Below are 26,635 nucleotides of genomic sequence, written 5' to 3' on the forward strand. Positions count from 1 at the left end.
CGTGCCCCCTCGCCCTCTGACCCTAAGTGGTGACCGACCAAAGAACTGAAGCGGGTCCACAGCTGGAGCCCGCTCCAGCTACCGTGATGCGCCGCTACCGCCTGATCGGCATCACGCATCGCTGAACCGAGGAGGGCGCTTCTCCTTGAAAGCGGCAATCGCTTCCTTGTGATGCGCGGTCGTATGCGCGAGCGATTGCATGGCGGCCGCAAGCTCAAGATGCTGGTCGAGACGCTGATCGCGACCCTGCATCAACAGGCGCTTCGCCATCCGCGTTGCATGCGGCGGATTGGCAGCGATCCGCAAAGCTAGCTGGCGGGCAGCTGACAGCAGCTCTTCATCCGGGACCAATCGGGAGATGAGGCCGCAGCTTAGAGCTTCCTGGGCATGGACGGGATCGCCGGTGAGCGCCATTTCGCTTGCTTTCGAGTAACCGACAATTCGCGGCAGCAGCCAGGCGCCGCCATCCCCGGGGATCAGGCCGAGCTTGACGAAGCTCTCGGCGAAAAAGGCGCTTTCGCCGCCGATGCGGATGTCGCACATGCAGGCCAGGTCGCAGCCGGCGCCGATCGCCGCGCCGTTGACCGCGGCGATGATCGGCAGCTCGAAGGATTCGAAGGCCAAAGGTATGCGCTGGATACCGTAGCGATAGCCATCGGGCGTATCGATCGGATCACCGCCGCCGAGTTCACCCGGCGAACCGATCTTCTGGAGGTTGCCGCCCGAACTGAAGGCCTTCCCGGCCCCGGTAAGGATGACGGCGCGGACCGATCGATCCCGGCCGACGCGCTGCAGCGCCGAAATCAACGCATCGATCATCTCGGTATCGGAGATCGGGTTGCGCATCTGAGGGTTGTTCAGGGTGAGAGTCGCGACGGCGTCTTCGATCTCGACGAGAACCAGGTCGGTCATATATTTCCTTCAGCGAAGGCCAAGGCCGCGGGCGATGATGCCGCGTAATATCTCGCGCGCGCCACCGCGCAACGAGAATGAGGGGGCGTGCAGCATGATGTGGTCGAGCACGGCGCTATAGTCTGCGTCCGCCGACGCGAGCGTGCCAGCGGTAAGGGCTCGCGCGATCTCAGGAATTTCCTGCTCGAACACGGCGCCGAGATCCTTGACGATCACCGCCTGCAGCGACGGGTCCAACCCCTCGTTGAGCTGACCGGCAACCGAGTAGGACATGCGCCGGAGCGTGGCGAGATGGGCTGCAAGCCTGCCGATCACCAGTGCCGCGCGCTCCGAAGGCTCGGGTCCGCAGACGCGGGTGAGTTCCGCGAGAAGGATGAACGAGGACAGGAAGCGCTCGGGACCGCTGCGTTCGTGAGCCAGCTCGCTCATCACCTGGGTCCAGCCATTGCCCTCTGCGCCGAACAGCGCATCCTCGGGCAGAAGCACATCGTTGAACACCACTTCGTTGAAGTGATGCTCACCGCTTGGAATGAGGATCGGGCGGACGTCGATCCCTGGCGTCGACATGTCGATGAGGAACTGGCTCAGCCCGCCATGTCGATCCGTGGTTTCCTTGTCGATCCGCGCCAGCAGAACCATGTAATGCGCGATATGGCCGTTGGTGGTCCATAATTTTGTGCCATTGAGGCGCCAGCCGTCAGCAGTGCGGACCGCCTTGGTCCGCACGGCGGCAAGATCGGACCCGGCATCCGGTTCGCTCATGCCGATCGCGACATAGCATTCGCCGGCAGCGATACCGGGAAGGACCTTCCGCTTCTGCGCCTCGGTTCCGAATTTCAGCAGCGAAGGGCCGACCTGGCGATCGGCAATCCAATGGGCGGCGACCGGTGCGCCGGCGGCGAGCATCTCTTCGACCACGACATAACGTTCCAGGCTGCTGCGCTCGTGGCCGCCATATTGTTTCGGCCAGGTCATGCCGAGCCAACCTCGTTTGCCGACCTTGCGGCTGAATGCCGGGTCCGCGCCAGTCCAGCTCTGCGCACGTTCGACGGGCGGCCGGTCTGCAAGCTCTACGGCAAGGAAATCGCGCACTTCTTCACGCAGCGCATCAGCGGCAGGTCCACGAGGGTGAGGATAGGAAAATAGGTCCATCTCAATCAGATCCTGGTGATTTCGGACCAAAGCGCCCTGCCCGACGGCGCGAGATCACGTCCGAGCGCGATCGCCCATTCGCTTTCGGAGCTGAATTCGTCTCGCCAGCTCCACAGCCGACGGCTGAGCAGGTGCAGCGGATATTCGCGCGTAAAGCCCATCGCGCCATGCAGCTGATGCGCCGTCGCGGCGACCAGTCCGGCCGCCTCGCTGGTGCGGGACTTGGCAATGGCGACCTTGCGCATGTCGGGCGCGGTGTCGAGACCAAGGACTCCCAGATCGACGGCAACGCCGGCGGCCGCGGCTTGCGTCGCGATGACGGCAAGAAGCTGTTGCACTGCCTGAAAAGCGGCGAGCGGCTTTCCGAACTGCCGGCGATCCCGGACATAGTCCACCGTCATCGTCACCGCGGCCGAGATCGCGCCTGCGATCTGCGCCGAGCGCAGGAGAGCGCCGATCGCCCGGATCATGTCGGGCGCCGTACCATTGTCCGGTCGCCCGACCCGGTTCGCTGCGACGATCAGGTCGATCGTGCAGCTGTCGCGCGGCTCACCGGCTTTGTTGCGTCCGGGCTCGCTGTCGAAGCTGCCGGGCTCCAGTCTTACGATGTAGCTGTCATCACCATCGCTTCCGGCCAACAGAATGCCACAGGATCGTGCCCAGGGTACGGCGGTTGCCTGCCCCGACACGCGCCAGCCGCCGTCCGTGCGGCGCACGGTGACCGCCGCATCCGAAAAGCCGAGCGGTTGATCGGTGGGTTCGAGGCCGGCATGCGCCAGCAGCCAGTTGGCGCCCATTGTCTCGACGATGGGGAGTGGGATCGCCATGGCGCCGGCCAGCCGGGCGATGGCGAAGGCGTGATCGGTGCCGATACCGCCGCGCTCTTCGGGCAGCAACGCCTGGGGAAAGCCGGCTTCCTGCAATGCCTTCCAACCTGCGGCGTCGAACTCGCCATGTTCGGCAGATTCACGCAGCGCGGCATTGGTTATCGGTGACAGAGGCTGAAAAACCCCGGTGGCGGTCGATACCACCATCGCGCCAATGTCGTCCGCCACATCGCTCACGTCTGATTTTCCATTCCAGCTCATAGCCGGGCCACCAGATTGGCAAGGCTGCAGACATCGCCTACCGTAAGCAGGGTCGTCAGCACCGTCGGCTGTTTCGTTCAATGACGACTTGGCAAGGCACAATTGTTCTCGAGCCAAGCATATGTCGCTATTATTCTTAGCTGTTACACGCCGTAAGCATGCGACGCGGGAATCGCCGCAATATCTATGAGAAGTTTCGAATATGCCAACTCATCAGCCTCAGAGATCGGTCCAACCTGGTCGAGTCCGATGGACAATAACTGCTGCTTGTGATCGAGCGTCGCGGCTATGCCGTACCGCGAACTGTCTGAACCGTCGCCTGTAAACCAACCACGCTTACGGCCCTGTTGTAGCTCGGAAAGCAAGGCCGGGATGTTGATCGACGGTTCATGGTCGGATCGCTCCGCATTTATCCGCCAAACCATTTGGGAAACATACTTATCGCTGTGACCGGCCAGCAGCGCCTTTCCGAGCGCTGTCCCGGCAAGCGAGCGATGCATGCCGACATGGGAGGGCCCTGACGTCGCAGAGCCGTTCTGGGATCGATTCAAATAGATATGCTGAACCTGCAGGCCATTGATGGTGGCAATAATCACCGTCTGCTGGGTTTGCTTGGCAAGCTCGTTAGCTTGCATCAGAAGCTCGCCCTGACGCACCAATGTTGGATCTACCCAGTTCCCAAGAAGACATACTCTGCGTGTAGGATAATAAGTCCGGCGGTAGCGATCATTCTGAAGGTAGCCCAGGGACACCAAGCTTCTCAGCAGAACCGAAGTGCTCGATTGCGGGCATTTGAGCGCCCGGGAAATCTCCGAAACACAGGCTTCTCTTTGAACCGAGTCAAAATATTCAAGGATCTGCAATGCGCGACCCGCCGATTTCACGACCGATGCGTCTGTGCCCACCGATCGCGGTGGCATCGCAATTGCCTGCGCATTGCCCATGGTTTTCCTCTCCGATCGAGCGACTCAAGCGACAGTTAGCAAAAAACCTACTCATTAGAATGTGAGATGTAAAGTGGGCTGTGGCAGAGGGAGCTTCGAGGATGCCAGCCGCTGTGCGAGAAGAAATTTGGCGAAAATCAGGGAATTGTCGCGCGATCAGTTGTCCTGCGTTCCGATGGCATGGGCAACACCATGACTAAATCAGTGACCCGTCTGAGCGAGCGAGTCGCTTGACGCGCGATGCTACTCCCTCCGGCGAGGAAGGAAGGCTGCCGTCCTGCGTCCAGCCATTTGCGGCATGCAAGACGAGGGTTTTCCGGAACGAACTCTATGAATTTCGGCGCAAAGCGCGCTACCTTCGGAGCGCGCCACTCACACAGAAATCGGCCAGCGCATTCGCGATTTGCTCCACTGTGCCAAGCGACCCGTCGCGAGCTTGCTCATACCAAATGGCGGTGTAATTCAGCGCGCCCAGCAGGGGCTTTGCAATGAAACGGGGACCCGCCTGGCGAAATTCGCCCGCTTCTATGCCCTGCGCGATCGTGGATACGAACAGGCTCTCATATTGGTCACGCAGGTCGTTCACGCGCTTACGGGCTTCATCCTGATAAGGTGCCGATATGGACAGGAGGAAGCTGTTCAAGCCCAGCATGGTGCTCTTCTGATAGGTGAGTTGGGTCATCACGACCATAGCGTGCGCCAAGCACATCTCACGCAGACGCTCACGAGGGCTTAGTGTGAGATCAGCAGCGATGGGACCAACATTCTCCGTCGCTACGCGCAGGGATTCAAGGTGCAGGTCGAGGAATATGTCCGTCTTCGAACGGTAGTAATGGTATATTCGGCCCTTCGAGGCACCGAGCCGGTCGGCGACATCATCGATCGATGTGGCCGCGTATCCACGCTCGTTGAAGGCGGTTGCCGCCGCATTCAGAATGTCTGCCCGAACGCCGTCCGGAACACTTGGCCGATTAAGAAGCAGGGATGGATTGGCATTCAACTCGATATTCAAATCATGACTCATCGGGGTTTGCGCCTCGAATTTCTCTTCACGATATATGCCCGTGGGCTTCTGCGTCAATCGACGGCGAGGTACAAGAAAATCGGAACTGAAAGGCGCGCGGCACTGGGCTTTTGTTGCAAACGGGTGATGCCGGATATAGGTATGCTTCCATACCCATATGGGTTGCTGTTATAAGATCGATGCGCCTGGATGTCGTGCAGCTTGGCAGTCGCGCTGTCCCGTGGAGAAAAAATGCCATCCCTACCGCGTAAAAAACGCAAGGCGGCTCTCGAGCCGCTTTGGGAATCAGAAGGGCGATCCAGCGTCAAAAGAGAAGGAAGAGCGCTTGTTCTGGAAGCCGCAGCCGATGCTTTCATGGAACGTGGTTATGCTGCAACGTCGCTGGACGATATCGCGACATTGCTCGGAACTACCAAGGGGCAGATTTACCACTACTATCGCAGCAAGATCGATCTTTACTTCGACGTCGCGGTAGGCGCGTTCTACATGATCAATGCGCGTGTCGGTGAAGCAGCCGAACATGAAGGACTAAGCGCCATCGAACGCTTGCGGCGAGGGGTTCACGCAGCCGCCATGGAGATCATGCAGAATTACTCGTTCCACCGGGTTGCGCTGGAGGCGACGCAGTTTCAATTGATCGGGCGTCGTTCGACGACGCAAGAGAGGGCGCAGGAGCGTATTGCCGCGTTGCGGAAACAACTGGAAATGAGGCTGGGCGATCTCATTGGCAACGCCGTGAAGGAAGGCAGCTTGCACGTTCCGTCCATTCCCCTCGCCACAAAGGCGGCAGGCGGCTCGATCGCTTGGCTGACTGTTTGGTATGATCCCAAACGGCCCACGCCGCCCGAGAAATGCGAGAGGATTGCTTCCGGGGTAGCCGATTTCGTCATCGGGGGGCTCTGTCAGCCTGAGGTGGCGCCCTAGACGACGAAAGTGCTAAATGATGGTTGCATAGCCGTTGTTGATGGCCACCACACCACGCTCGACCGATTTCACGCGGAAGCTCACATGCCCTTCCTCCTGCCAAATCTCGGTGCTGAGCGTCTCTCCCGGATATACCGGCGCAGTAAAGCGCGCCTTCATCGTCCCGAGAGTCTCCGCGTTATAATTGCCCAGGCCGCGCAAGAGCGCGTGGCCTGCTACCCCGAAAGTCGCCAAGCCGTGCAAGATCGGGCGCTCGAAGCCGGCGGCGCGGGCAACGGCGGGGTCTGCATGAAGCGGATTCCAATCGCCGGAGAGGCGATAAATCAGCGCGGCCTGTGGCGACGTGGGTAGAACACATTCGAGATCCGGCGCGCGATCGGGAAGCTGGTGCGGCTGGGGTTGCGCACGCAATGGGCCGCCAAAACCCCCATCGCCTCTGCAAAATGCGACCGTTTCCACGGTAGCAAGCTGATCACCGCTCGCCTTATCGTATAGCGTCTTTTGCCAAACAACGAGCGCCCCGCGCCCTTCCCCTTTATCAATGACATCCGTCACTCGACTCGAACTGACGACCGTGCCTTCCGGGGGTAGCGGCTTGTGCAACGAAATGCCTTGCTCTCCGTGCAAGAGCTTCACCCAATCGACGCCCGTATCAAGATCGCGTATCCAGAAGCCGGGATATGCGAGCACGCTCGCCATCGTCGGTAACGCTTGAAGACCCTCCTCATAAGCGAAAGCCAATTGACCCTCGTCGCTGGGGTCGAGGCCGAGACCACAGCCAAGCGCATAAAGAATGGTGTCCTTGATCGTGTAGGACTGTTCCCTGTCCGGAATATGCAGGTTCAGCAGTTTATCGGGGTTTATCGCCACAATGATGATTTCCTGACAGCTCAATTTTAGGTGCAGCCGCATCTCGTTCGCGGGGATAGCGCATCTATTAATACATGATTCACAGCAAATGCTAAGACGAACGAGCACGTCCGACTTCACATATGTAATAAGTGGGAGGGTCGAGCGATGTAGATGGCACATCCTTGTTCGAGGAGGCATGATCGTTGTCATGCGTTTGGGGCATGTGCAGTGAAGAATGAGCAGTGGCGGACTTTTTGGAAACTGAGCGGGACGGTGCTGTGCTGCTCGTGGCGATGAACCGTCCCGAAGAGGTGCTTCACATCAAACAACACATTGCTGATAATTGCCCGGCTGGCGTTGTTGGGCGCCCAATTCGTGAGTAGGCACCTTCACCCTGCAGATTCTGAATGGAAGCCCAATTGATCTACAGCGGCATGAGCGAGGTTCAACGGGACGTCGTTGCGCGTTCCTTGCTCGGCAAGGTTTCATGACACGGTCTTTCTTCGACGCTCAGGCGACCTCGCCGCGTCTCCCAAGAATGCCGCAATTCCTTCAAGTTGATGGGCGCAAGCGAGATCCATAATGAGCAATTATCGCGGGTTCGAGAAATTCCTGATTGGTTCACAATGGGCTGAGCCTCACGGCAATGTCCGGCACACCGTCCTCGATCCCAGCAGCGGCGATGAAATCGGTACAGTGCGCCTTGCTGACGAAGCTGACATCGATGCTGCCTTGAAAGCAGCCCGCGCGGCATTGGATAGCCGTGTCTGGACAGACGCTCCGTTTGAGGAGCGCGCGGAAAGAATACGGGCGGCGCGCAGCTATTGCGAGGGTCAGATTGATCGGCTCGTTGAACTGAGTGCCAATGAGCTCGGCTTGCCAGTGTCCCAAAATAGAGGGCGGCATCTGGCGGCGCTCACCTATTTCGATGACGCGATCGAGCGCGCGAGGCCCTTTACGCAAACGGAGCTGAGGCCGGACCCCCTTACGCGCAAGACGGCTCTGGTAAGTCGCGAGCCTGTCGGCATCGTAGTCGCGATAATTCCGTTCAACGGACCATTCGCGATGGGCGTCAACAAGACCGCCCGTGCTCTGATGGCCGGCTGTCCGGTGATCCTGAAGACGTCCCCCGAAGGTTCTCTCCATGCGGAAGTGCTGGCAGAGGCTTATGCCGCTGCCGGCTTCCCCGCTGGCGTGGTCAGCGTGTTGCCGGGCGGTGCCGATGCGGGCATCCGCCTCGTCAACAGCCCAGACATCGGCATGGTCACGTTTACGGGTTCAACTGCGGCCGGCCGCGCGATCGCAAAGAGCTGCGCCGAAAACTTCACACGCTCCAGCCTCGAGCTCGGCGGCAAGTCCGCGAGCATCATCTGCGACGATGCCGACCTCGATGTCGTCATGGGCTGCCTGCCGATCGGCGCCTTTGGAAATTCGGGGCAGGTATGCCTGACGTTAAGCCGTACCTATGTGCACCGCTCCTTATTCGACACGGTCCTGGAGCGTCTCAAAGAGGCTGTTCAGGCCTTCGTCATCGGCGATCCGCGGGAAGAGACGACGATGCTTGGACCGATAGTGTCACGCCGTCAGCTCGATCACATCAACGGGCTGGTGCAAGGTGCGATCGCCGCCGGCGCAAAGGTGGTGACGGGAGGATCGATCATCGATCGGCCAGGAAACTTTTTCGAGCCCACTATTTTGACTGATGTCGCCAATTCGGCTGCTATCGTGCAGCAGGAAATCTTTGGGCCGGTGAACGTCATCCTCCCATTTGACGATGATGATGAGGCGATCCGCTTGGCCAATGAGAGCAACTTCGGCTTGCATGGCGCTGTCTTCACCCGCGATTTCGAACGCGGCCTCAGGATCGCCGAGCGCATCAAGACGGGTACGATCGCCCTTAACGGCTACGGCATCACCGCAACCGGCCCGTTAGGTGGCGTGAAATGGTCCGGCTGGGGCCGGGAGAACGGCCCCGAAGGCATGGAGCACTTCTACGAGTTCAAGAGCTTGTCGCTCGATACGGCCGCGGCTGAGCAGTATCGGGCGCTCAATGAGAAGTAACTAACTTGACCATTGCCGATAGCGACGCGACAAAAAAGGCCCAATAACGAAATGCACAACAGGAAAATCTTCTCCGCCGAACATCAATTGTTTCGTGAAAGCGCGCGCCGCTTCTTCCGTGAGGAAGTGGAGACCAACATCACGCAATGGGAAGCGGGCGGCATTGTTCCCCGTTCATTCTGGAAGAAAGCGGCGGCGCAAGGTTTCCTGTGCTGCAGCGTCCCCGAAGAATATGGCGGCGCCGGCGCCGACTTTTTTTACAACATGATCCTCTCCGAGGAAGGCGGGTACGGCATCGGTGCTTCGGCTCTCGGCATCTTCCTGCAATCCGACGTCGTGGCCTATTATCTGCTCAATTTCGCGTCCGAGGAACTCAAGGACAAATGGCTACCCGGAATGGCAGCGGGTGACGCCATAAGCGCGATCGGCATGACCGAGCCCGGCGGCGGAAGCGATCTCAAAGCCATCACCACGACGGCGCGGCGCGAGGGTGACGAGTACGTCATCAATGGCCAGAAGACATTCATCACCAACGGACAAAACTGCGATTTCGTGGTGTTGGCGTGCAAGACCGACCCAAGCAAGGGCGCCAAGGGCATCAGCCTCATTCTTGTCGAGACAGACCGTCCCGGATTCATGCGCGGCAAGAACCTCGAAAAGATCGGCCAGAAGTCATCGGACACGTCAGAGCTGTTCTTCACCGATGTGCGCGTTCCGGTGAGCAATCTGATTGGCGAAGAAGGCCGCGGCTTCGCGATCATGATGTCAGAACTGCCGCGAGAACGCTTGACAATCGCCGCGCGCGCGCTGGGCGAGAGCCAGCGAGCTTTCGAACTGACGCTGGACTACGTCAAGCAACGCAAGGCCTTCGGGCAAACCATATTCGACTTTCAGAACACGCAGTTCACGCTCGCCGAAATTAAAACGAGCATCGAGGTCGGCTGGGCTTTCTACGACCAGTGCCTCGCAAAGGTGCCAGATCGGACGCTGACCATCGAAGACGCGGCAATGGTGAAACTCTGGACGACGGAGAACAACAGCGTCGTCATCGACAAATGTCTGCAGCTGTTCGGCGGCTGGGGCTATATGAGCGAGTACCCAATCTCACGCCTTTACGTGGACAGCCGCGCACGCCGCATATTCGGTGGAACTTCCGAGATTTGCAAAACCATCATCGGGCGGTCGCTATAATACGGGGCCGCCGTGGACCGCTGTAGCGCGAACATAGAACAGGGCAAGGCGAACATCGCCTCGCTCGTCGAGCGCAGAAGTCGCTATACCGCCTATCCGCATCTGAGGGAGAAGCTTGGCGTCGAAAGCTTCGGCGAGCCGGTAGCCGAGCGTCGGGCCTGCAATGCTCGCACCTGATATAACAATTTTCAAACCAACTTGACGGCACTTCCAGTCTTCTCGACCCGCAAATCCCGCAGCAATGCCGCGACGGGAGCGCCCCGACGGTCGTCGCCCCTAGGGGCACAGCTTATGAAGCGAGACTTGCCCTGCAGTATCAGAGCGCTATCCTTGATGTAAGGGATGCCAGTGCATCTTCCATCGTCAACCAGGGTATGAGAATGAGTCTTAAAGCTGCGATCAGCACGACCGACGCGCCAGAGCCAGCCGTCAAGACGCGACGGCGCGGTGCCGCGCTCGAAGGCGCGCTGCTCGAGGCAGCCTGGGCGGAACTGCTGAGAGGTGGCTATTCCGGATTCACCATCGAAGGCGTGGCGCTACGGGCCAGGACCAGTCGCCCCGTAATTGCGAGACGCTGGCCCAGCCGTGGGGCTCTCGCCTTGGCCGCCTTCAAGCATCATATCGAGACCAGGCCGCTAACCATTCCGGACGAGAGCGACGTCCGTAGCGAGCTTATCAGCTATATCGTCGAGCTGTACGAACGCGATTTCCGCTTGGTGTTGATGATGTGGACGCAGATGGACGAATATTATCGTGAGGAGAATTCTTCGCCTGCCCGCTTTCGCGAGAGCCTGCTGGGCGGACAGGCATCAGCCGTCAGGTTCCTTCTCGAACGGGCGGCCAGGCGCGGCGAGGTCGACCCCGACAAGCTCACGGGAATGGTCATGGCCATCCCTGGCGCTTTCCTAGCCTACATCAGTGCAACGCAAGCGCCTATTGGCATCCGCGCAGCTGTCGAAGAAGTGATCGACACCATCCTCCTCCCGCTGGTCGCGACGAAAAAATATCTTCGAAGCCTGGGGATGTAAGAGGGCGTAGCGGCCATTCTCCGGCCCTCCTTTCGAGGGATCCGACAAAGTGACAACCGGTACGCCACCCGCTCCCACGCCAAGATTTACGGCTGGTACGTCGTGACGGCGTTGCTGCTCTGTCAGACGCTTGCCTCGCTCGATGCCAAATTGCCTTTCATTCTGGTCGAGTCGCTCGAGCACTGACTCTTGTGGATCAACAGCGTCGGCTTTGCCTCAGGCGCCTTCATCTGCGGCTTGCTCAGCGATTGCTCCAGCCCGATCAAGGCGCAAAATCTTGAAGATCGCCCTTTTGATCCTGTCGGTCTTCAACCTCTGAAGCGCTGTGCATTATGTCCTCGCAGGCCGTCGCATGCCGACCGCCATAGCGACCGAACCGGCGAGATGAGCGCCGAACGCGCGCCGCAATGCATTTTCAAGCGATAATGCGGGTCGCGGCAGCTTGCCGGTCAAGCCTTTGGCCCCTCGCCTCGCGAGCAGATCACCAGGGCGAGGCCTTGACGATAAGATTTGTTCAAGTATCTTATCCAGCTATCGCACCCTACTACCCGGGAGAGTGGAATGCCCCCGCTTCGGCTGGACCATGTGACGCTCAGCACCGCGCGCATGGATGAAACTGTCGCCTTTTACGGCGACATTCTTGGAATGCGGCCGGGCTATCGCCCCCCCTTGAGTCCAATGGCGTCAAAGTCGATGGCGCATGGCTTTATGCCGAGGGTGGTGATTATCCCATGCTGCACATCATCAATCGCAAACCAGAGGAAGGAGCGACCGGCGCGTTCAATCACTTCGCGCTTCGCGGTACCGGTCTTCTCGCCTTCCTCGATCACCTTCGAGCCCGTGCGATCGAGTTCAAGGCAGCACCTGTCGCCGACACTGCCGACAGTCAGGTTCACTTCTTCGACCCCAACGGCGTCAAGGTCGAAATGATCTTCGCTGAGCGCGTCGATCCATCTCTGCTGACCTGATCCGGCATGACCAACCGTCACAGCCTGCCGCCGCTCGACTATTCCCAGCCCTATCCGTCGCGGCGGATACCGGCGATGGGGCGCGCTGCCATCGCCACCTCGCATCATCTCGCTTCGATCGCCGGCATGGATATGCTGGCCAAGGGTGGCAACGCCGTGGACGCAGCCATCGCGGCAGCGATGGTGCTCACCGTCGTCGAACCCACCGGATGCGGAATCGGCGGCGACGGCTTCGCGATTCTGTGGGATGGAAAGGAACTGCACGGCCTTAACGGCTCTGGCCGATCGCCGGCCGCATGGACGCCCGAATATTTCAAGGAACTTAAAGCGGTACCGGAGCGCGGCTGGGATTCAGTCACCGTTCCGGGCGTGGTGTCGTGCTGGATCACGTTGTGGGAGCGATTCGGTTCGCTGCCGCTCGAAACCCTCGCATCGCCCGCCATCCGCCATGCGCGGGACGGCTTTCTCGTCACCCCGACGATCGCCGGCCTGTGGGCGCTCGGGGGGCAGAAGCTGAAGAGCCAGCCTGGCTTCGCCGAATGCTTCCTGCAGGGCGGTCGCGCCCCTCGCGCGGGCGAACTGTTCCGCTCCCCCGCCCATGCCGCGACGCTTGAGGCGATCGCGGCCACGCGGGGCGAAGCCTTCTACCGTGGCGCGCTTGCCGAGCGCATCGTTGCCGACGCTCAGGCGCATGGCGCCGCGCTCAGCATGGCCGATCTGGGCGAGCATCGCGCGGAATGGGTGGGCACCATTTCACAGCGCTTCGCCAATGGCGTCGTGCATGAACTGCCGCCGGCAAATCAGGGCCTGGCGACGCTGATCGGCCTTGGCATCCTGGAAGCGGCCGGCTGGCAGCCCTCGTCGACCGACGATCCGCATCAACTGCATCTGGCGATCGAGGCGACCAAACTCGCGCTTGCCGACGTCTATCGTCACCTGACGGACGTCGATGCGATGCGGATCGCGCCCGAGGCATTCCTCGACCCTGCCTATCTGCGGGAGCGGGCGAAGCTCATCGACCCCGATCGTGCGGGCGACCCTGGCCATGGCAAGCCGCGGCCCGGCGGCACCGTCTGCCTGGCGGCGGCCGACGACAGCGGGATGATGGTGTCGTTCATCCAGTCCAATTACAAGGGGTTCGGGTCGGGCGTGGTCGTCCCCGACACTGGCATCGCGTTGCAGAACCGAGGTGTCGGCTTCACGCTGGAGCCAGGGCATGTCAACCAGGTGGCGCCGCGCAAACGCCCCTTCCACACGATCATCCCCGGGTTCGCCATGGACCTGAATGGCGAGCCGTTGATGGCGTTCGGTCTGATGGGCGGACCCATTCAAGCGCAGGGCCATCTGCAACTTGCGCTCAGGATTCTCGGCTATGGTCAGAACCCCCAGGCGGCGGCCGATGCACCGCGCTGGCGGATCGATGCCGGGCGCAGGGTCGGCATCGAACCCGGCACCGACCCGGCACTGATCGATTATCTTCGGGCCAGAGGGCACGATATCGTCAGCGAAGAGCTGGATGCCACCTTCTCGTTTGGCGGTGCCCAGATCGTCCTGAAAACCGACGGCGGCTATGTTGCCGGCTCCGATCCGCGCAAGGATGGGCAAGCCCTTGCACGCTGAAATCGACCTTACCGGACGCTCCTTACCTCTCCCGTTCAAGGAATCGACAAAGTGAAAACCGACACACTCCCCGGCTCCCGTACCAAGCTTTATGCTTGGTACGTCGTGGCGGTGCTGATGCTCTGTCAGACGCTCGGCGCCATGGACTCCAAAGTGCTCTTCATTCTGGTGGAGGCGCTCAAGCGCGACCTGGGGTTGAGCGACACCCAAATCGGCCTGATCACCGGACCGGCATTTTCGCTCACCTATGCGATCAGCGCGATACCGATCTCCAAGCTTTCGGATCGCGGAGTCCGCGTTAATGTCATTGGCGGCGCGATCGTTTTCTGGAGCGCGCTGACCGCTCTGGGCGGGTTTGCGCTGGGCATGAAGACGCTGCTCCTGAGCCGCATCGGCGTGGCGGTCGGCGAGTCGGCGCTGACGCCGGCAGCCCATTCGATCATCGCTGATTACACCGACAAGGCCACGCGGCCCAAGGCCATCGCAACCTATTCGCTGGGGCTTGCGGTCGGAACCTTCCTTGCGCTTTCGCTCGGCGGCTTCCTGAACGACCAGTTCGGTTGGCGCACGACGCTGTTCATTATCGGCGCCACTGGCATCTTGCTGTGCGTGCTGGTGCTCACCACCGTCCGCGAGCCCGCACGCGAGCAGGCGACCGGCGCGCGCGAACTGCCCAAGGGAGACATTCGCAGCCTCCTCCGCAACAAGCCAATCCGCAACCTGATGTTGGGCGGCGCCGTGCTGGGGCTCAGCTCGGGCGCCCTGGGCGCCTGGGCTCCGGCCTATGTGATGCGCACTTTCGACCTCAGCGCAACGGCGACCGGCGCCTCGTTCGGCGCGGTCGCTGGCGGGACAGCCATATTGGGCATATTGGGCGGCGGCTTCATCGGCGGGTGGCTGGCGCACCGCGGGCCCCGCAGCGCGTACAATGTGCTCGCCCTGGCTTTCATCGTCGCCATGCTTGCCCAGATCGGCTCGCTGCTGACGAGCAACTATCCGCTGTTCATCGTTCTTACGGCGCTCAGCATCTTCCTGGTCGCCTTCTACCTCGCCCCGACTTACTCGACCATCCAGTCTGCCGTCGATCCGAGCGCGCGGAGCTTCGCTGCCGCAGTGACGATGTTCAGCATCAGCGGCGTGGGAATGGCCTCAGGCGCGTTCGTCTGTGGTTTGTTCAGTGATCTCCTCCAGCCCTATTACGGCGACGACTCCTTGAGGGCCGCTCTTATCATCCTGTCATTCTTCAAGCTCTGGGGCGCCGTGCATTATATTCTCGTCGGCCGTCATTTGGCGGACGTGGAGGTGCCCGAGGCCGCACCGGCGGGATGAATATTAGGAAGTGCGTACGTCTCCGCCATGGCGGAGACGTACATGAACAGGTGCCGGTGCTCGTGCCAAACTTTCCTCTGGCAGGAGCGGGACTGGCCGACCGGCAATTGTGACGCGCGCCGCCAAAGCGAGGCGAGAGCCAGGTGAATGTCTTAGTGCCTCAAGACGGTCGAGATAGCGACGTGCGAGGTCTTTCTCACCGCGGATCAGACGCGAACTATGCCAGTTTCCGCGCAATAATCGCAAACGAGCCGCCATTCAAAAAGCGGACGTCCAGCTGTAGGGAAGGAGACTTGCCGCATAGGCGGCGCAATACCCTTACCAGGTTGCGGCCATGTGGGTTCAATCAAGAATCAGCTTTTGCAGCTCACCAAGAGGCACGGGCCTATCATTATATCCGGAGACGACAATATTCGTCTTTCCAAGCCGCGAGAACAACTCGGCCAATTCAATCGCTTCGCTTGGGCTCCGGGCGCAGACGGTGGTCTGGCCAATGCCATCGAAGCGGATCCGGTAGAGTATGTTTGTCATTTTTGTTCCATAAGCACAAAGCTACGTTCTGGTGATACGAGAGCAGACTCCTTCCGGCGGCGGTCAATCATCCCAGTTGAGCCAGTTACGCGCTGTGCGCCCAAGCACATATTCACGCTCTTCAGCGGAAAGGTCGGGATTGTCCTTGATCGCGAAGAGCAGCTCCGCCCAGGTTTCGCCGGTCGGATTTACCGTCACGTCGCTTGCCCACATGATCCGCTCTGCGCCAAAGACGTTGATGGCCTTGCGCAGAAATGGACGAGCGCCTTCGTTTGGATAGCCCGCAGCATTGAGTCTGGACGGTGCGTGCGCCCATTTGAGCGCGACATTGTCCCGCTTCGCCAATTGAAGAACCGTGTCGAACGATGCCTCGAGCGGAGCGCCGCAGAGCTTGGACCAGTAATCCTGGCTGTCCGGCAGTCCTTCCATCTGCGTGATCGTCGGCACCATCGACATGCTCGGCGGCATGCCGCAGTGATCGATGATGATCTTGATATCCGGGAACTTCTCGAGATATCGGTTTAGCAGCGGCGCGTGCCCAAGAAGCGAGACAAAAAGCGGCAACCCGAATTCGGATGCGGCCGCAAATACGCTGTCATAGGCGCCTTCGGCGAAGGCAGCCAATTGGGATCGTGGCATGGGGCTCGTGATGCGCAGCGCGCGCGCATAGGTGCTGTCGCGCGCGAACCGTGCGACGCTTCGTATGTCCGGATCTTGAGGATCGACGCGCACGAGATATGAAAATCGGCCAGGATAGGTCCATGAGGCAAGCTCAGCGGTCGGCGACGTCGTTCTGACCGCGCCATCGCCGACTTTATAGGCTGGCTCGCCGGGCTTGGTTCCCCACCAGCCGCCCCACCATTCGTCGATGAGGACCGATTTGATGCCGATCGCGTCCATGGCAGCGATCTTTTCCGCAGCACCGCCGGGGCCAAGATGCACCTGAGTGTCAACAATATCCATCTTCTCTCCATCAAGTTCGTCAGTGCCGGTTGCCCCGGATTTTCCGGTGGCGGTATATTGCCGGACCGACATGTTCCTCCACCCTTCCCTTGTTCTTGTGCCCGGCCACCATCGTCCGGCGCATCAGAAGCCGTAAAGGTCGGCGGCGGTCTGGTAGACGATCTTGTGGCGCACCTTCTCGTCGACGCCGGCGAACATCTCGTCGCTCATCCGGCGCGAGTTCGGGTAGGTGCTGATCCCGTGCGGGAAATCCGTCTGAAACATCAGCGTGTCCTCACCCAGAAGGTCATAGGTGCGGATGGCCACCGTGTCGCGCAGGAAGGTGAGCTTGATGTTGCGGCGGAAATAGGCGCTCGGCTTTTCGGGGATGCGGCTCTCGAAGCCCTTCAGCTCGACGTTCTGGTAGCGCTCCCACTCATAGTCGGCGCGCTCGAGGATGTGCGTGACCCAGCCCGCCTCGTTCTCGGCCGAGATGAACTTGAGCTTGGGGTGGCGAACAAACACGCCGCCGAAGATCATGTTCAGCATCACCCGGACAAAGAGGTCGTACTTCATCGGCGACTTCGTCGGATCGCGGCCGCCCGACGACTGGATGAGGCTCGTCTTCTTGTTGCGGTCCCGCGCCGTGCCGGCGTGGATGTTGATCGACATGTCGTGGTCGACAGACGCCGCCCAGAGTGCGTCCATGCCCTTCTCGTGATACTGGGGCACGCCTTCGCCCGCGACCGTCGGGATCATCACGCCGACCAGGCCAAGCTTCTTGGCGCGCTGCATCTCCTCGATGGCGAGCGCCGGATCGTCGTTGGCGACCATCGCCACGCCCTTGAACCGGTTCGGATAGGCGCTGCAGAACTCGGCGAGCCAGTCGTTGTAGGCGCGCAGCAGCGCCCATTTGAACTCCGCGTCGTCGATGCCGTAAAAGCCAAGCCCGAACGTCGGGTACATGACCTCGCCCCAGATCGAGTCGCGGTCGATCTCCGCGATGCGCGCGGTCGGATCATAGGCCGACGGCGGAATGTCCTCTTCCCAGCGACCCGTCTGCCGGACCTCGCTGTTGCCCCGGAACACGCCAGCCGCCGTGCCTATGGGCGGCAGTTCGATGTCCTCGCACACCAGCCTGTCGCTGCCGTCCTCGCTGCGGACAAGCCGCGGCGCACGGTCGCGGAACTTGGCCGGAACACGCTCCTGCCACAAAAACCAGGGCTCTATGACGTGGGAGTCAGATGAGATGATCTTGTAGTCGGTGCCCATGAGATCCCTAACCATCACTATCTAGCCAAACCGAGCCCGCCCAAAACAGCTCCAAACGGGAAACTCGATAGATCCTCAAGCGGCAGCAGTATCTATCATCCTGCACCCCTTCTGCGAGGCATGGACGGGGAAATTATGTACATGATCGAATAGCGGGCCGAGTTGCGTGCCCTATAATTGAGACCGGCCGCCAACTTGACGGTAAGATGCTTATATGTATCTTAATCCCATATAGCCTGGAGGGACCAATGCCGGCGAGTCTAACCATTTCAAGCCGCGCCGCGGCAATGAAGCCTTCTGCCAGTATCGCGGCCAAGAAGATCGTCGCGGATCTGCGGGCAGCAGGCGAGCAGATCGTGGATCTGACGATCGGCGAGCCTGACATTCCCACACCGGCTCACATCATCGAGGGCGCGCTGCAAGCGATGGGGGCCGGGGAAACGCATTACACGCCCTCGGCTGGAGAGCCGGCCCTCCGCCAGGCGATTGCCGAGACGCTCCAGCGAGAAAAAGGACTGGCGTGCAGCGCCGAGCAGATCGTCGTCGGCTGTGGCGCCAAGCAGCTTATCTACGAGACGTTCGCCGCCACGCTCGATCCGGGCGACGAAGTTGTCATACCCGCACCCTATTGGGTCTCCTATCCCGACATCGTCACCCTGCACGGCGGCAGCCCCGTGATCATCCCCTGCGGGCAGGACACGGGCTTCAAGCTCACGCCTGCGCAGCTTGAGGCGGCGGTCACCCCGCGCACGCGATGGCTGGTCCTCAATTCTCCAAACAACCCGACGGGCGCGGTCTATTCGCGGCGCGAACTGGAAGGTCTTGCCGAGGTGCTGCGGCGCCACCCGCATATATGGGTCATGACCGACGAGATTTACGAGCATCTCTGCTATGAAGACATACGCGCGCTGAGCATGGTCGAGGTTGCGCCGGATTTGTTCGACCGCGCGCTGATCATCAACGGCATGTCCAAGGCTTATGCCATGACCGGCTGGCGGATCGGCTATGCCGCCGGTCCACGGCCGCTGATCGACGTGATCGTCAAGATGATCGGGCAGAGCACGACCTGCGCCAGTTCGGTGGGCCAGGCGGCGGCGGTCGTCGCGCTGACTGGGGATCAACGTTGCGTTAGCGAGGCGGCGGCGATGTACCGCGCTCGGCGCGACCGCATGCTGGAAATCCTTTCAGATGTGCCGGGCCTCGAGCTGAATGTGCCAGCGGGCGCCTTTTACCTCTATGTCGGAATAGCTGCCTTCATCGGTGCCCGCACACCCGCCGGCAAGCGCATCGCCACGGATCTCGATTTCTCGCTCTATCTGCTCGAGGAAGCAAAGGTCGCCGTCCTTGACGGGGGGGCCTATGGTCTCTCCCCATATCTTCGCCTGTCATTCGCGGCAGCGCCCGACGCGGTCGAGGCGGGCAGCAAGGCAATCGCCGCAGCATGCGGAGCGCTGGTCGTACAGAAGGAAGTGGTTCATGGCTGACGCAACCGCGAATACGCTCGAAGGGTTGGTCGCGGCGTTCCAGCGCAGTTCAACCGCGATCATCAGCGACAATCTCGAACGCTTGCCCGGTGCGATCGGGATACGTCCCTTTCACCGTGTCACGCAAACCATGGCGGGCCCCGCGCTTACCGTGCGTGTCGCCGCCGGCGACAATCTGGCGATTCACAAGGCGCTGGAACTCGTAAAGCCGGGCGACGTGGTCGTGGTCGACGGCGATGGCGACATCAGCCGCGCATTGGTAGGCGAAATCATGATGACGATCGCCCAGGTCGGGGGCGCGGCGGGCTTTGTCGTCGACGGCGCGATCCGTGACCTCAATGCCTTCGTCGAGGCTGGCTTTCCCTGCTTTGCCCGCGCGGCCATCCATCGCGGGCCTTTCAAGAACGGCCCCGGGCAGATCAACGTTCCGGTCTCGATTGGCGGCCTTATCGTAGGGCCCGGCGACATCGTGGTCGGCGATGACGACGGCGTGGTGGCGTTCCCGCAAGCAATCGCTGCCGATCTGCTCCAAGCGGTGCGTGCGCAGGAAGCCCGCGAAGAGGAAATTCTGCGCAGCATTCGCGACGGCACCTACACTGGCGCGTATGGCAAGACCTCCTGACGCCTACCAATAGCCCCGCTCTTCCCATCAGGGAAAGAAGCCGGGCATGTCGCGCGACATCCGGTCCGAGAAGTGCGTGGCGCGCTTTTCCAGGAACGCCGTGACGCCCTGGGCAGCATCGCTGCTGCTGCTGCGGGTGAAGATTCCGCGGCTACCAATGCGGTGCGCTTCCATCGGAAGGCTCATGCCCAAGCCGCGCCACAACATCCGCCGGATGAGCGCAGCCGCGACCGGTGCGGTATGGGCGGCGATCTCGCGCGCAAGCGCGCGGGTGGACGCCAAAAGCCCGTCATCAGGATACAATCGGGAGACCAGCTCGCCTCTCGACGCTCCCCGGGCATGAAGATGCGGCGAACATGAGTGCGATATCCGGGTCGAAAAGCGTGACCATCCTGATCATCGCACTTGCGTTCGTTCTGGCACTCGCGATTGTAAATGCAAATCGCTCGTGAACCGACACACCCTTCCGGATATCTAATACTTGATCCGTTCTCCGCACATCACGTTTGCCGACCGCACCTGCTTCCGCACCGTAACGGAAGCTCAGGAAGTGGCGGACTTGATCGCGGTGCTTCTTGACGGCGCGCGCGCAGGTGACGGCGATGCCATGCCCGATTCGATCAAGCTCGAATCGCTGAGCGGGGGGCGCAGCGGGGCCCATGTCTTCAGAATCGTCTCCTCCCAGGCCAGGGATCACACCTGTGCCGTCGCGCCCGCTGTGCTCAAGATCGCCACACGCGATGCAGGAATCGCCGAACAGAGGAACTACGAACGCTTCGTCCGCCCGCTGCTGCCGCCCTCATGCCGGCCCGACCTTCTGGCCTTCGCGAGCAAAGGCGGCCGGGCGGCGCTGCTCTATTCCTTGTTAGGGAATGGCGAGCGGCCGGTGACGCTCACCGATCGTCTGCTGGCAGGTGACGCCGTCGCGCTGGATAGCGTGCTTTCCTCGCTCATCGATACGCTGTGGCGATGCTGGTACCACCCCACCATCGCACGGGATCAGAGTGATCTTTCGCGCTATTATCTGCACCGCTATTTTGGCGATCTCTCCGCCGCGAGCGCAGCTGAAAGGGTGCTGTTCGAACATGCTGCGCGTTATTTCGGCCTGCAGCGCTGCGCCGAGGGCTACCGTGTCGGAGATGCCCGCTTCCCCAATCTTACCCGGACTCTGTTCGCATCCGGCCCTCGCGAGCATGTGAGCTGCGTGGTTCACGGCGACCTTAATTCGGATAATGTCGTGTTGGCGGCCGATGCCGGCGGGGGGCAACTGGTGGATTTCCAACGCGTCGGCCGGGGACATGCGCTGCAGGATCTCGTCACGCTCGAGGCCAGCGTGCGGATCAATCATCCCGTCTCGATGACCTTCAACGAAATCCTGTATCTTGAACGTCAGATGGCGTTCGGCCGGCCGGAAATCCAATCCCCTCATGCGACTGCCATCGCCAAGATCCGCGTCGTTGCGAGGCAGTTCTTCGGCGCCCTCGAATCGCCCGGCAACCACCATTTAGCAGTTGGCGCGGTCGGGCTGCGGTTGATGCGCGCGACCGACCTTTCCGATGCGGCCCGCGCCAGCATCATCGCCAGCGCATTGTGGTCGGCAAAGGCCCTCTCTGACGCTGAGACGGCCACGCCCCCGACGTCGTAACGCCGGGGGCGCGCCATCCGCGGCCTCCTCCATTCGCCGCCGGCGGCAGGAGGAGCGCCGCGAACCGACAGATCAGAAGTTAGCGCCGAGCTTTACGCCCCACAGGCGAGGTTCGCCGACCTGGGTCAGCAATGAGCCGGCACCCAGATTGGCATCGCTAATGCCGTTGAAATAGGTCTTCTTGAAAGCGTTGGTAACGAATGCCTGAACATTGAACCGCTGGTCTTCCGATTCCCACATGACCCGGAAATTGACCAAGCCATAGGAAGGAATATCCGCCAGCGAGATATTGCTCAATCCCGTGTTCTGCTTCGCTTGGGCTCGTCCGTCCGCCTGCAGCGTGAACGTGCCGACACCGCTCACAGGAATATGGTGCGCAATCGAAGCACTGAGATTCCATTTGGGCGTCGCCGGCAGCGGTCGCCCGACGAGTGGAACAGTGGTGCCCAGCGGGGTCTGGAAACGAACGGGAGACTTGGTGATCTCCGTGCGCAACAGTCCTCCCGAGAAGTTGAAATCCCACCTTTCGTTCGGCTTGTAATCGAGCTCGACTTCGGCACCGTACATCTCGGCTCGGCCGACATTGATGAACTGGGTCAAAACAGCGATTCCGCCCCCGGCCTGATTACCCGCTACAGTCAGCAGTTCCTGCTTACCATTGAACAGGTAATAGAAGGCCGCGAGGTTTAGACTCAGCGTCCGGTCGAAAAGGCGATTTTTGCTGCCAATCTCGAACGCGTTGACATGCTCCTGTCCGACCGGACCGGTCTTGGCTGCGTTCTCGGCCAGGCTTCCTGCAACATAGAAGACACTGTAGCCGACGCTTTTGGCGCCGCGCGAGTAGCTCCCATAGAGGCTGTGGTCCGGGGTCGCTTCGAACGTCAAGCTCACTCGACCGGTCACATCTTTGGTGACCGGATCAGGGTCGGCCACACCTGAACGCACATCGACTGCGGGAAGCACAGCGGGGCCGGCTTGCGTGGCGCCCCGGACCGCTGTGACCAGCTCGCGGTTCTCGATCGTATAGCGTGCCCCCGTGGTGAGCGTCAGTCGATCGGCGAACCGCCAATCGATCTGGCCGAACGCGGCGCCCGAGGTAGTATCGACACGCGCATTGGATGGCGCGATCACGGAAGCTGCATTGGTATTGGTGCGCCGCTGAACGACGTTCCGATTCTTCTTCTTGTCCTGATAGTAGAAGACCCCGGCCACCCAGTCGAAGGCCTGGCTTTCCCCCTGCAGCCGCAGTTCGTCGCTGAACTGCTCGCTTTCGTTGAACAGCTGCACATAGACGCGAAGATTGAGCGTGCTCGGCGTGGTGCCATCGCCGTCCAACCCGACCCGCGACTTGAAATGGGTGTAATTGGCGATGTTGATCAGCGATGCGCCGCCCAGGTCGGTTTCGAACTTCGCGGTGGCCGACGTCAGCTTGTGCTTGATCGCCAACTCATCGCGAGTGAGTTCAGTGATCGCGTCACCAGGCCGGATCGAGGTGATCGGCGGCTGCCCTCCGAGAACGATGGCGTCCACGCAGCGCGCAGCAAAAATCTCGGCTCGTGAACAAAGAGCGCGCGAAGCATCCCGCCACACGCCCGGCCCGTAATTGGGCGTGGACTCCGAATCTGTTTCCGAGTGAGTCACCTGCAGCCGCAGCGATGACGCGTCACCGATATCGAAATCGGTCGTGCTGCGCACGCTCCAGACCTCCCTGGCGCCAAGCTTGCGCGGTACACCCGCGAGCGTGGCCCGGTTTGTGTGATGGCCATCATGCGTTTCGAACTGGCCCGCGAGGCGCGTGCGTATGCCAGGGCTCAGCGCCCCGCTGACAGCGCCGTTGATGTTAAGCCAATTGTCCGATCCATAGAGCACGCTGGCCTTTTGCGTGAACTCGGCGGTCGGCGCCGCGGACACAAACTGCACCAGGCCGCCGGTCGTGTTCCGGCCGAACAACGTACCTTGAGGGCCACGAAGCACTTCGACGCGCTGCACATCGAACATGTGCCCCGCCAGGCTGTTCTCGTCGCCCAGATAGATGTCGTCGACATAAACCGCGACCGAGCTCTCGTTCACACGAGCCGTCGATCCATCCCCGCGCACGCCACGAATGCTCAGATCGGGTGCCGAGTTGGCGCCGCGCTCGAAGGTGATGTTGAAGTTCGGGGTTTGCTGGGCCACCGAAGTGAAGGTCGACAGATTGAGAGTCTGGATTTTTGCGGCGCTGACCACGCTGACAGAGATCGGCACATCCATCACCGCCTGTTCGCGGCGCTGTGCAGTCACGACGATTTCCCCGCTCCCTTCGCGTTGCTGCGCCAGAGCTTCGCCGCTCGGGATAACTAGCAGACAAGCTGTCGATCCGAGCAGCATCGCCGTCGTCGACTGCCAAGCGCGACGCGGCGCGGCGCGCAACTTCCAACCCATTTTGATCATCTCAATCTCCCCGTTTGATACTCTTCACCGTCATCAAACAATGGCTGCCCAGCTGCGGACGTTGCCGCCCTCAGACAAAGTCCTTCCTTGATCCCCTATCGATTCAGTGTCCGCTGCCGCGGCGACCCCGCCGACCTGCTCGACCTTCATCCGGCGATGCGAGGTGGGGATGAATGCCGAAATGCGCGGCCAACTTATTTCGTCTATTTATTTTGCACGGCATGCTCTTCGGGGTAAGTTACATAAGAAACCCGAAGAACTAAATTACATATGTGTTTCTGCTCTTACCCGCACATTCTTTTAATAACGTCAATTGGACAGTTATTATTGATGAATTGCGGTTCACACCGCCAATTCAGTAATTGCTTTAATCCCTTGTCCAATATTCTATCGCGTCTCCGCGAAAATCTGGATCGCCTCCTAGATAATAAGCATCCCATTTGGGCCCGTTGGACAGCTCCCAATGTTCGACCGCGATACCGTTCTCGAAACGCCACGCGCCCATGCCATCGCGTTCCCACACATGATCACCGCGCTTCGTGCGCGAGCGGAAATGCAGGATGCCGTAATTGTCGTCCGCAAGGATTTGGTTGATCGCGATAATCGAAACATCGCCGCCATCGCTGAGCGAGGCGCGTCGGCGCGCATAGGCTTTCAGGAAGGCCATGTCGCCTGTCGCCGCCAGCTTCACACCGCCGGTGTGGACGATCAGGTTCGGCGACATGCGAGACATGTACTTGGCAACATGCTCGGCATGGCGCTTGTCGCGCTCCTCGTCCGAGAGCTGTCCGCTCGCGGGGTCGGATTGCAGTTCGTGCCCGTACATCCCCGCCAGCCAGAGCGCATTGGGGTGATCAGCTGTCAGCATGATAATCCTTGATCTTGATACCGTTGTGGATTGCGCGCTTCTGCTCGGCAGGTGCGGCCGGCAGTCCGCTTGAACGCAATCGCTCGTTGCGCTGGCGTTCGCTTTCGACATCGGCCGGAATGAACTGCCACCCTTTGCCGACGAGGTTCTGGTTCGCCTCGGCAAAGGGCCGGTATTCCGCGTCATAGGCAGCGAAGGCCGCTTGCGGATCTTCGGCGTGGCGGGACAACTCGCCAGCAAGCACATAGGCGCCGATGAGCGCTAGACTGGATCCCTGACCCGTCACGAAGGATGGGGCATAGGCCGCGTCGCCCACCAGCGCGATTCTGCCCTTTGACCAGCTCGGCATACGGATCTGGCTGACAGTGTCCAAATAGAGGTCGTCTGCCTGGTCCAGCGCTTCCAGCAAGCGTGGAATGTGCCACTTGTCCTGGGAGAACAGCGCCCTGAAGCGTTCCCGCTGGACGTCGGGATCGCGCTCATCTGATGTCGGCATCGCATCGAGCGCCATCGTCAGCAGCGCAGTTATACGCTCGCGTCCGCGCACACTGCTTAGCCCAGCCATTCGTCCGACCGTGGAGAACACCTGCTGCTCGCGATCGAGGCCAAAGTCGTTGGGCAGGGTGAACCCGACGAAGAAAAAGCCGAGATGGCGGATGAACGCCGCTTCGTCCCCGAAGATGAACTGGCGCGTGGCGGAATGAAGTCCATCAGCCCCGATCACATAGGCGTAGCAGCCGCGCCGCCCCGAAGCGAATTCCACCTCGACCTCGCCACCGCGGTCGTTGAGCGCGATCACGTGATCGTTGAAATAATAGGTGCAGCGGTCTCGCGTGCGATCATAGAGCAATTTGGCCAGATCGCCGCGGGGCACCTCGACATCATGTCCGCGGCTTCCACCGCTGAATTGCTCGGGGTTCACGGACAACACCGTCTCGCCTTGACCGTCAAACAGCGTGAGCTTGCCTATATCGAGATGCGCTTCGCGCAACGCTTCGGACATCCCCATCCGCTCCGCGACGTCCATGGCCGATCCTCGCAGATCGATCGGATAACCGCCTCCACGAACCTCGGACGACCGCTCGACGATTTCCACATCGAACCCATATTCGGTGAGCCAATAGCCAACCGTTGGGCCCGCGATGCTCGCGCCGCAAACCAGAACCTTTAGACCATTACCTGGCGCCACCACTCACCTCGCTTGACAGCAAGCCGGCGAAACTCCCCGCCGCCTAAACCTCGCCAAAACAGCGCCGGAACCGAGGCTTACCTTGCCTCATCGCTGCGCTATTCCTGTAATAAGAGATGTTAGCGCATCTTATTTTTCTCGTCAACTAGAGTACGTCAATGAGTCTTAATTCGACCTCGAGCAGCGCCATTGAAGCGCGAATCGCACGTGATGGGGGTATGTCCACCGAGACCTTCCATGGCGCGATCTTCGGGATGCTCGCCTTGGGCGTGGCGCCGGATCGAAGCGATCCCGGCGGTGCGCAGCCTCATCATGAGATCATCTTGACGCCGGAGCCCGACGACTCCGGCTTCCAGAGCGAGGTGGAAGGCCGCTTGGCGAAGCTCCCAGACCTGCGCTCGGCCGCAAGGCAGCGCTTCTCCAATCAGGGATGTTTCTGTTGGTAGCGGAGGAGGGACTTGAACCCCCGACACGCGGATTATGATTCCGCTGCTCTAACCAGCTGAGCTACTCCGCCCCAAAGGCGCCCGCCAAAGCGGTGGAGCGGGCCTATAAGCGG

The 26,635-nt window shown here is 60.8% G+C and carries 25 protein-coding genes, 1 tRNA gene and 1 pseudogene; 13 read left to right on the forward strand and 14 right to left on the reverse strand.

The window, feature by feature from the left end; all coding sequences use genetic code 11:
* Positions 1–111 precede the first annotated feature (111 nt).
* The 5 genes from CMV14_RS20760 to CMV14_RS20780 all read right to left on the reverse strand — a co-directional run bounded on the left by CMV14_RS20760 (position 112) and on the right by CMV14_RS20780 (position 5,120).
* Positions 112–912 (reverse strand): crotonase/enoyl-CoA hydratase family protein, encoded by an 801-nt coding sequence (locus CMV14_RS20760; RefSeq protein ID WP_066961809.1) that lies wholly within the window; start codon positions 910–912, stop codon positions 112–114.
* Between the two features lie 9 nt (positions 913–921).
* Entirely contained in the window at positions 922–2,064 is a 1,143-nt protein-coding gene (locus tag CMV14_RS20765; protein ID WP_066961806.1) for an acyl-CoA dehydrogenase family protein, read from the reverse strand.
* A 5-nt stretch (positions 2,065–2,069) separates the two neighbouring features.
* Positions 2,070–3,128 (reverse strand): acyl-CoA dehydrogenase family protein, encoded by a 1,059-nt coding sequence (locus CMV14_RS20770; RefSeq protein ID WP_176488954.1) that lies wholly within the window; start codon positions 3,126–3,128, stop codon positions 2,070–2,072.
* Between the two features lie 167 nt (positions 3,129–3,295).
* On the reverse strand, positions 3,296–4,096 hold the full coding sequence (locus CMV14_RS20775) for an IclR family transcriptional regulator (protein ID WP_083215798.1): 801 nt from the start codon (positions 4,094–4,096) through the stop codon (positions 3,296–3,298).
* Positions 4,097–4,448: 352 nt separating this feature from the next.
* On the reverse strand, positions 4,449–5,120 hold the full coding sequence (locus CMV14_RS20780; RefSeq protein ID WP_096367873.1) for a TetR/AcrR family transcriptional regulator: 672 nt from the start codon (positions 5,118–5,120) through the stop codon (positions 4,449–4,451).
* A 201-nt stretch (positions 5,121–5,321) separates the two neighbouring features.
* Here CMV14_RS20780 and CMV14_RS20785 point away from each other — a divergent pair, with 201 nt between their 5' ends.
* Complete coding sequence (locus CMV14_RS20785) at positions 5,322–6,044, forward strand: TetR/AcrR family transcriptional regulator (protein ID WP_176488953.1); 723 nt, start codon at positions 5,322–5,324, stop codon at positions 6,042–6,044.
* A 12-nt stretch (positions 6,045–6,056) separates the two neighbouring features.
* Here the strand turns inward: CMV14_RS20785 and CMV14_RS20790 are convergent, their stop codons facing one another.
* On the reverse strand, positions 6,057–6,956 hold the full coding sequence (locus tag CMV14_RS20790) for a MaoC/PaaZ C-terminal domain-containing protein (protein WP_096367800.1): 900 nt from the start codon (positions 6,954–6,956) through the stop codon (positions 6,057–6,059).
* A gap of 522 nt (positions 6,957–7,478) precedes the next feature.
* Between CMV14_RS20790 and CMV14_RS20795 the strand changes: the two genes are divergently transcribed.
* The 8 genes and pseudogenes from CMV14_RS20795 (at position 7,479) to CMV14_RS20820 (ending at position 15,093) form a co-directional block, all read left to right on the forward strand.
* On the forward strand, positions 7,479–8,957 hold the full coding sequence (locus CMV14_RS20795) for an aldehyde dehydrogenase family protein (RefSeq protein ID WP_066961796.1): 1,479 nt from the start codon (positions 7,479–7,481) through the stop codon (positions 8,955–8,957).
* 51 nt (positions 8,958–9,008) lie between these two features.
* Complete coding sequence (locus CMV14_RS20800; RefSeq protein WP_066961793.1) at positions 9,009–10,148, forward strand: acyl-CoA dehydrogenase family protein; 1,140 nt, start codon at positions 9,009–9,011, stop codon at positions 10,146–10,148.
* Positions 10,149–10,160: 12 nt separating this feature from the next.
* Positions 10,161–10,325: a hypothetical protein gene (locus CMV14_RS26890; protein WP_176488952.1), complete on the forward strand. Its 165-nt coding sequence runs from the start codon at positions 10,161–10,163 to the stop codon at positions 10,323–10,325.
* Between the two features lie 203 nt (positions 10,326–10,528).
* Positions 10,529–10,696, forward strand: a pseudogene (locus CMV14_RS27650) (hypothetical protein); the annotation flags it as partial.
* 51 nt (positions 10,697–10,747) lie between these two features.
* Positions 10,748–11,176: a TetR-like C-terminal domain-containing protein gene (locus CMV14_RS20805; RefSeq protein ID WP_238147106.1), complete on the forward strand. Its 429-nt coding sequence runs from the start codon at positions 10,748–10,750 to the stop codon at positions 11,174–11,176.
* 731 nt (positions 11,177–11,907) lie between these two features.
* Positions 11,908–12,144, forward strand: coding sequence for a VOC family protein (locus CMV14_RS27240; RefSeq protein ID WP_096367801.1), 237 nt, complete (start codon positions 11,908–11,910; stop codon positions 12,142–12,144).
* A gap of 6 nt (positions 12,145–12,150) precedes the next feature.
* Positions 12,151–13,764 (forward strand): gamma-glutamyltransferase family protein, encoded by a 1,614-nt coding sequence (locus tag CMV14_RS20815; RefSeq protein WP_066961787.1) that lies wholly within the window; start codon positions 12,151–12,153, stop codon positions 13,762–13,764.
* 51 nt (positions 13,765–13,815) lie between these two features.
* Complete coding sequence (locus CMV14_RS20820) at positions 13,816–15,093, forward strand: spinster family MFS transporter (protein WP_139114693.1); 1,278 nt, start codon at positions 13,816–13,818, stop codon at positions 15,091–15,093.
* Positions 15,094–15,435: 342 nt separating this feature from the next.
* Here the strand turns inward: CMV14_RS20820 and CMV14_RS20825 are convergent, their stop codons facing one another.
* The 3 genes from CMV14_RS20825 to CMV14_RS20835 all read right to left on the reverse strand — a co-directional run bounded on the left by CMV14_RS20825 (position 15,436) and on the right by CMV14_RS20835 (position 17,838).
* A complete protein-coding gene (locus CMV14_RS20825; RefSeq protein WP_066961782.1) occupies positions 15,436–15,624 on the reverse strand; it encodes a hypothetical protein in 189 nt (62 codons plus the stop codon).
* 63 nt (positions 15,625–15,687) lie between these two features.
* A complete protein-coding gene (locus tag CMV14_RS20830; protein ID WP_083215794.1) occupies positions 15,688–16,659 on the reverse strand; it encodes an amidohydrolase family protein in 972 nt (323 codons plus the stop codon).
* A gap of 51 nt (positions 16,660–16,710) precedes the next feature.
* Positions 16,711–17,838 (reverse strand): amidohydrolase family protein, encoded by a 1,128-nt coding sequence (locus CMV14_RS20835; RefSeq protein WP_066961781.1) that lies wholly within the window; start codon positions 17,836–17,838, stop codon positions 16,711–16,713.
* Between the two features lie 287 nt (positions 17,839–18,125).
* Between CMV14_RS20835 and CMV14_RS20840 the strand changes: the two genes are divergently transcribed.
* Both CMV14_RS20840 and CMV14_RS20845 read left to right on the forward strand, forming a co-directional pair.
* Positions 18,126–19,322, forward strand: a complete 1,197-nt coding sequence (locus CMV14_RS20840) for an aminotransferase class I/II-fold pyridoxal phosphate-dependent enzyme (protein WP_217992404.1) — start codon at positions 18,126–18,128, stop codon at positions 19,320–19,322.
* Complete coding sequence (locus tag CMV14_RS20845; protein ID WP_066961777.1) at positions 19,315–19,944, forward strand: RraA family protein; 630 nt, start codon at positions 19,315–19,317, stop codon at positions 19,942–19,944. Before CMV14_RS20840 ends, CMV14_RS20845 begins: the two co-directional genes overlap by 8 nt.
* 27 nt (positions 19,945–19,971) lie before the next feature.
* Here CMV14_RS20845 and CMV14_RS20850 read toward each other — a convergent pair whose 3' ends face one another.
* The gene (locus CMV14_RS20850) at positions 19,972–20,226 is read right to left on the reverse strand and encodes a Clp protease/crotonase-like domain-containing protein (protein ID WP_066961775.1); all 255 of its coding nucleotides are present in this window, start codon (positions 20,224–20,226) and stop codon (positions 19,972–19,974) included.
* 199 nt (positions 20,227–20,425) lie between these two features.
* Between CMV14_RS20850 and CMV14_RS20855 the strand changes: the two genes are divergently transcribed.
* A complete protein-coding gene (locus tag CMV14_RS20855) occupies positions 20,426–21,589 on the forward strand; it encodes a phosphotransferase (RefSeq protein WP_066961773.1) in 1,164 nt (387 codons plus the stop codon).
* Between the two features lie 72 nt (positions 21,590–21,661).
* Here CMV14_RS20855 and CMV14_RS20860 read toward each other — a convergent pair whose 3' ends face one another.
* The 3 genes from CMV14_RS20860 to CMV14_RS20870 all read right to left on the reverse strand — a co-directional run bounded on the left by CMV14_RS20860 (position 21,662) and on the right by CMV14_RS20870 (position 26,076).
* Positions 21,662–24,019: a TonB-dependent receptor gene (locus CMV14_RS20860; protein WP_066961770.1), complete on the reverse strand. Its 2,358-nt coding sequence runs from the start codon at positions 24,017–24,019 to the stop codon at positions 21,662–21,664.
* 367 nt (positions 24,020–24,386) lie between these two features.
* On the reverse strand, positions 24,387–24,887 hold the full coding sequence (locus tag CMV14_RS20865) for a hypothetical protein (protein ID WP_096367803.1): 501 nt from the start codon (positions 24,885–24,887) through the stop codon (positions 24,387–24,389).
* On the reverse strand, positions 24,874–26,076 hold the full coding sequence (locus tag CMV14_RS20870) for an FAD-dependent monooxygenase (protein ID WP_083215792.1): 1,203 nt from the start codon (positions 26,074–26,076) through the stop codon (positions 24,874–24,876). Before CMV14_RS20870 ends, CMV14_RS20865 begins: the two co-directional genes overlap by 14 nt.
* 218 nt (positions 26,077–26,294) lie before the next feature.
* Here CMV14_RS20870 and CMV14_RS20875 point away from each other — a divergent pair, with 218 nt between their 5' ends.
* A complete protein-coding gene (locus CMV14_RS20875) occupies positions 26,295–26,522 on the forward strand; it encodes a hypothetical protein (protein ID WP_066961763.1) in 228 nt (75 codons plus the stop codon).
* Here the strand turns inward: CMV14_RS20875 and CMV14_RS20880 are convergent.
* Positions 26,517–26,593, reverse strand: a tRNA-Met gene (locus CMV14_RS20880). The genes CMV14_RS20875 and CMV14_RS20880 overlap by 6 nt on opposite strands.
* Positions 26,594–26,635: the final 42 nt, after the last annotated feature.

Origin of the sequence: Rhizorhabdus dicambivorans (genome assembly GCF_002355275.1) — a bacterium.
Classification (GTDB): Bacteria; Pseudomonadota; Alphaproteobacteria; order Sphingomonadales; family Sphingomonadaceae; genus Rhizorhabdus; species Rhizorhabdus dicambivorans.

Bases quoted from the DNA above. Each gene is read 5' to 3' on its own strand.
- CMV14_RS20760 (WP_066961809.1), bottom strand. From the start codon at position 912: ATGACCGACCTGGTTCTCGTCGAGATCGAAGACGCCGTCGCGACTCTC.
- CMV14_RS20765 (WP_066961806.1), bottom strand. From the start codon at position 2,064: ATGGACCTATTTTCCTATCCTCACCCTCGTGGACCTGCCGCTGATGCG.
- CMV14_RS20775 (WP_083215798.1), bottom strand. From the start codon at position 4,096: ATGGGCAATGCGCAGGCAATTGCGATGCCACCGCGATCGGTGGGCACA.
- CMV14_RS20780 (WP_096367873.1), bottom strand. From the start codon at position 5,120: ATGAGTCATGATTTGAATATCGAGTTGAATGCCAATCCATCCCTGCTT.
- CMV14_RS20790 (WP_096367800.1), bottom strand. From the start codon at position 6,956: ATGCGGCTGCACCTAAAATTGAGCTGTCAGGAAATCATCATTGTGGCG.
- CMV14_RS20795 (WP_066961796.1), top strand. From the start codon at position 7,479: ATGAGCAATTATCGCGGGTTCGAGAAATTCCTGATTGGTTCACAATGG.
- CMV14_RS20800 (WP_066961793.1), top strand. From the start codon at position 9,009: ATGCACAACAGGAAAATCTTCTCCGCCGAACATCAATTGTTTCGTGAA.
- CMV14_RS27240 (WP_096367801.1), top strand. From the start codon at position 11,908: ATGCTGCACATCATCAATCGCAAACCAGAGGAAGGAGCGACCGGCGCG.
- CMV14_RS20815 (WP_066961787.1), top strand. From the start codon at position 12,151: ATGACCAACCGTCACAGCCTGCCGCCGCTCGACTATTCCCAGCCCTAT.
- CMV14_RS20825 (WP_066961782.1), bottom strand. From the start codon at position 15,624: ATGACAAACATACTCTACCGGATCCGCTTCGATGGCATTGGCCAGACC.
- CMV14_RS20830 (WP_083215794.1), bottom strand. From the start codon at position 16,659: ATGTCGGTCCGGCAATATACCGCCACCGGAAAATCCGGGGCAACCGGC.
- CMV14_RS20835 (WP_066961781.1), bottom strand. From the start codon at position 17,838: ATGGGCACCGACTACAAGATCATCTCATCTGACTCCCACGTCATAGAG.
- CMV14_RS20840 (WP_217992404.1), top strand. From the start codon at position 18,126: ATGAAGCCTTCTGCCAGTATCGCGGCCAAGAAGATCGTCGCGGATCTG.
- CMV14_RS20845 (WP_066961777.1), top strand. From the start codon at position 19,315: ATGGCTGACGCAACCGCGAATACGCTCGAAGGGTTGGTCGCGGCGTTC.
- CMV14_RS20860 (WP_066961770.1), bottom strand. From the start codon at position 24,019: ATGATCAAAATGGGTTGGAAGTTGCGCGCCGCGCCGCGTCGCGCTTGG.
- CMV14_RS20865 (WP_096367803.1), bottom strand. From the start codon at position 24,887: ATGCTGACAGCTGATCACCCCAATGCGCTCTGGCTGGCGGGGATGTAC.
- CMV14_RS20875 (WP_066961763.1), top strand. From the start codon at position 26,295: ATGTCCACCGAGACCTTCCATGGCGCGATCTTCGGGATGCTCGCCTTG.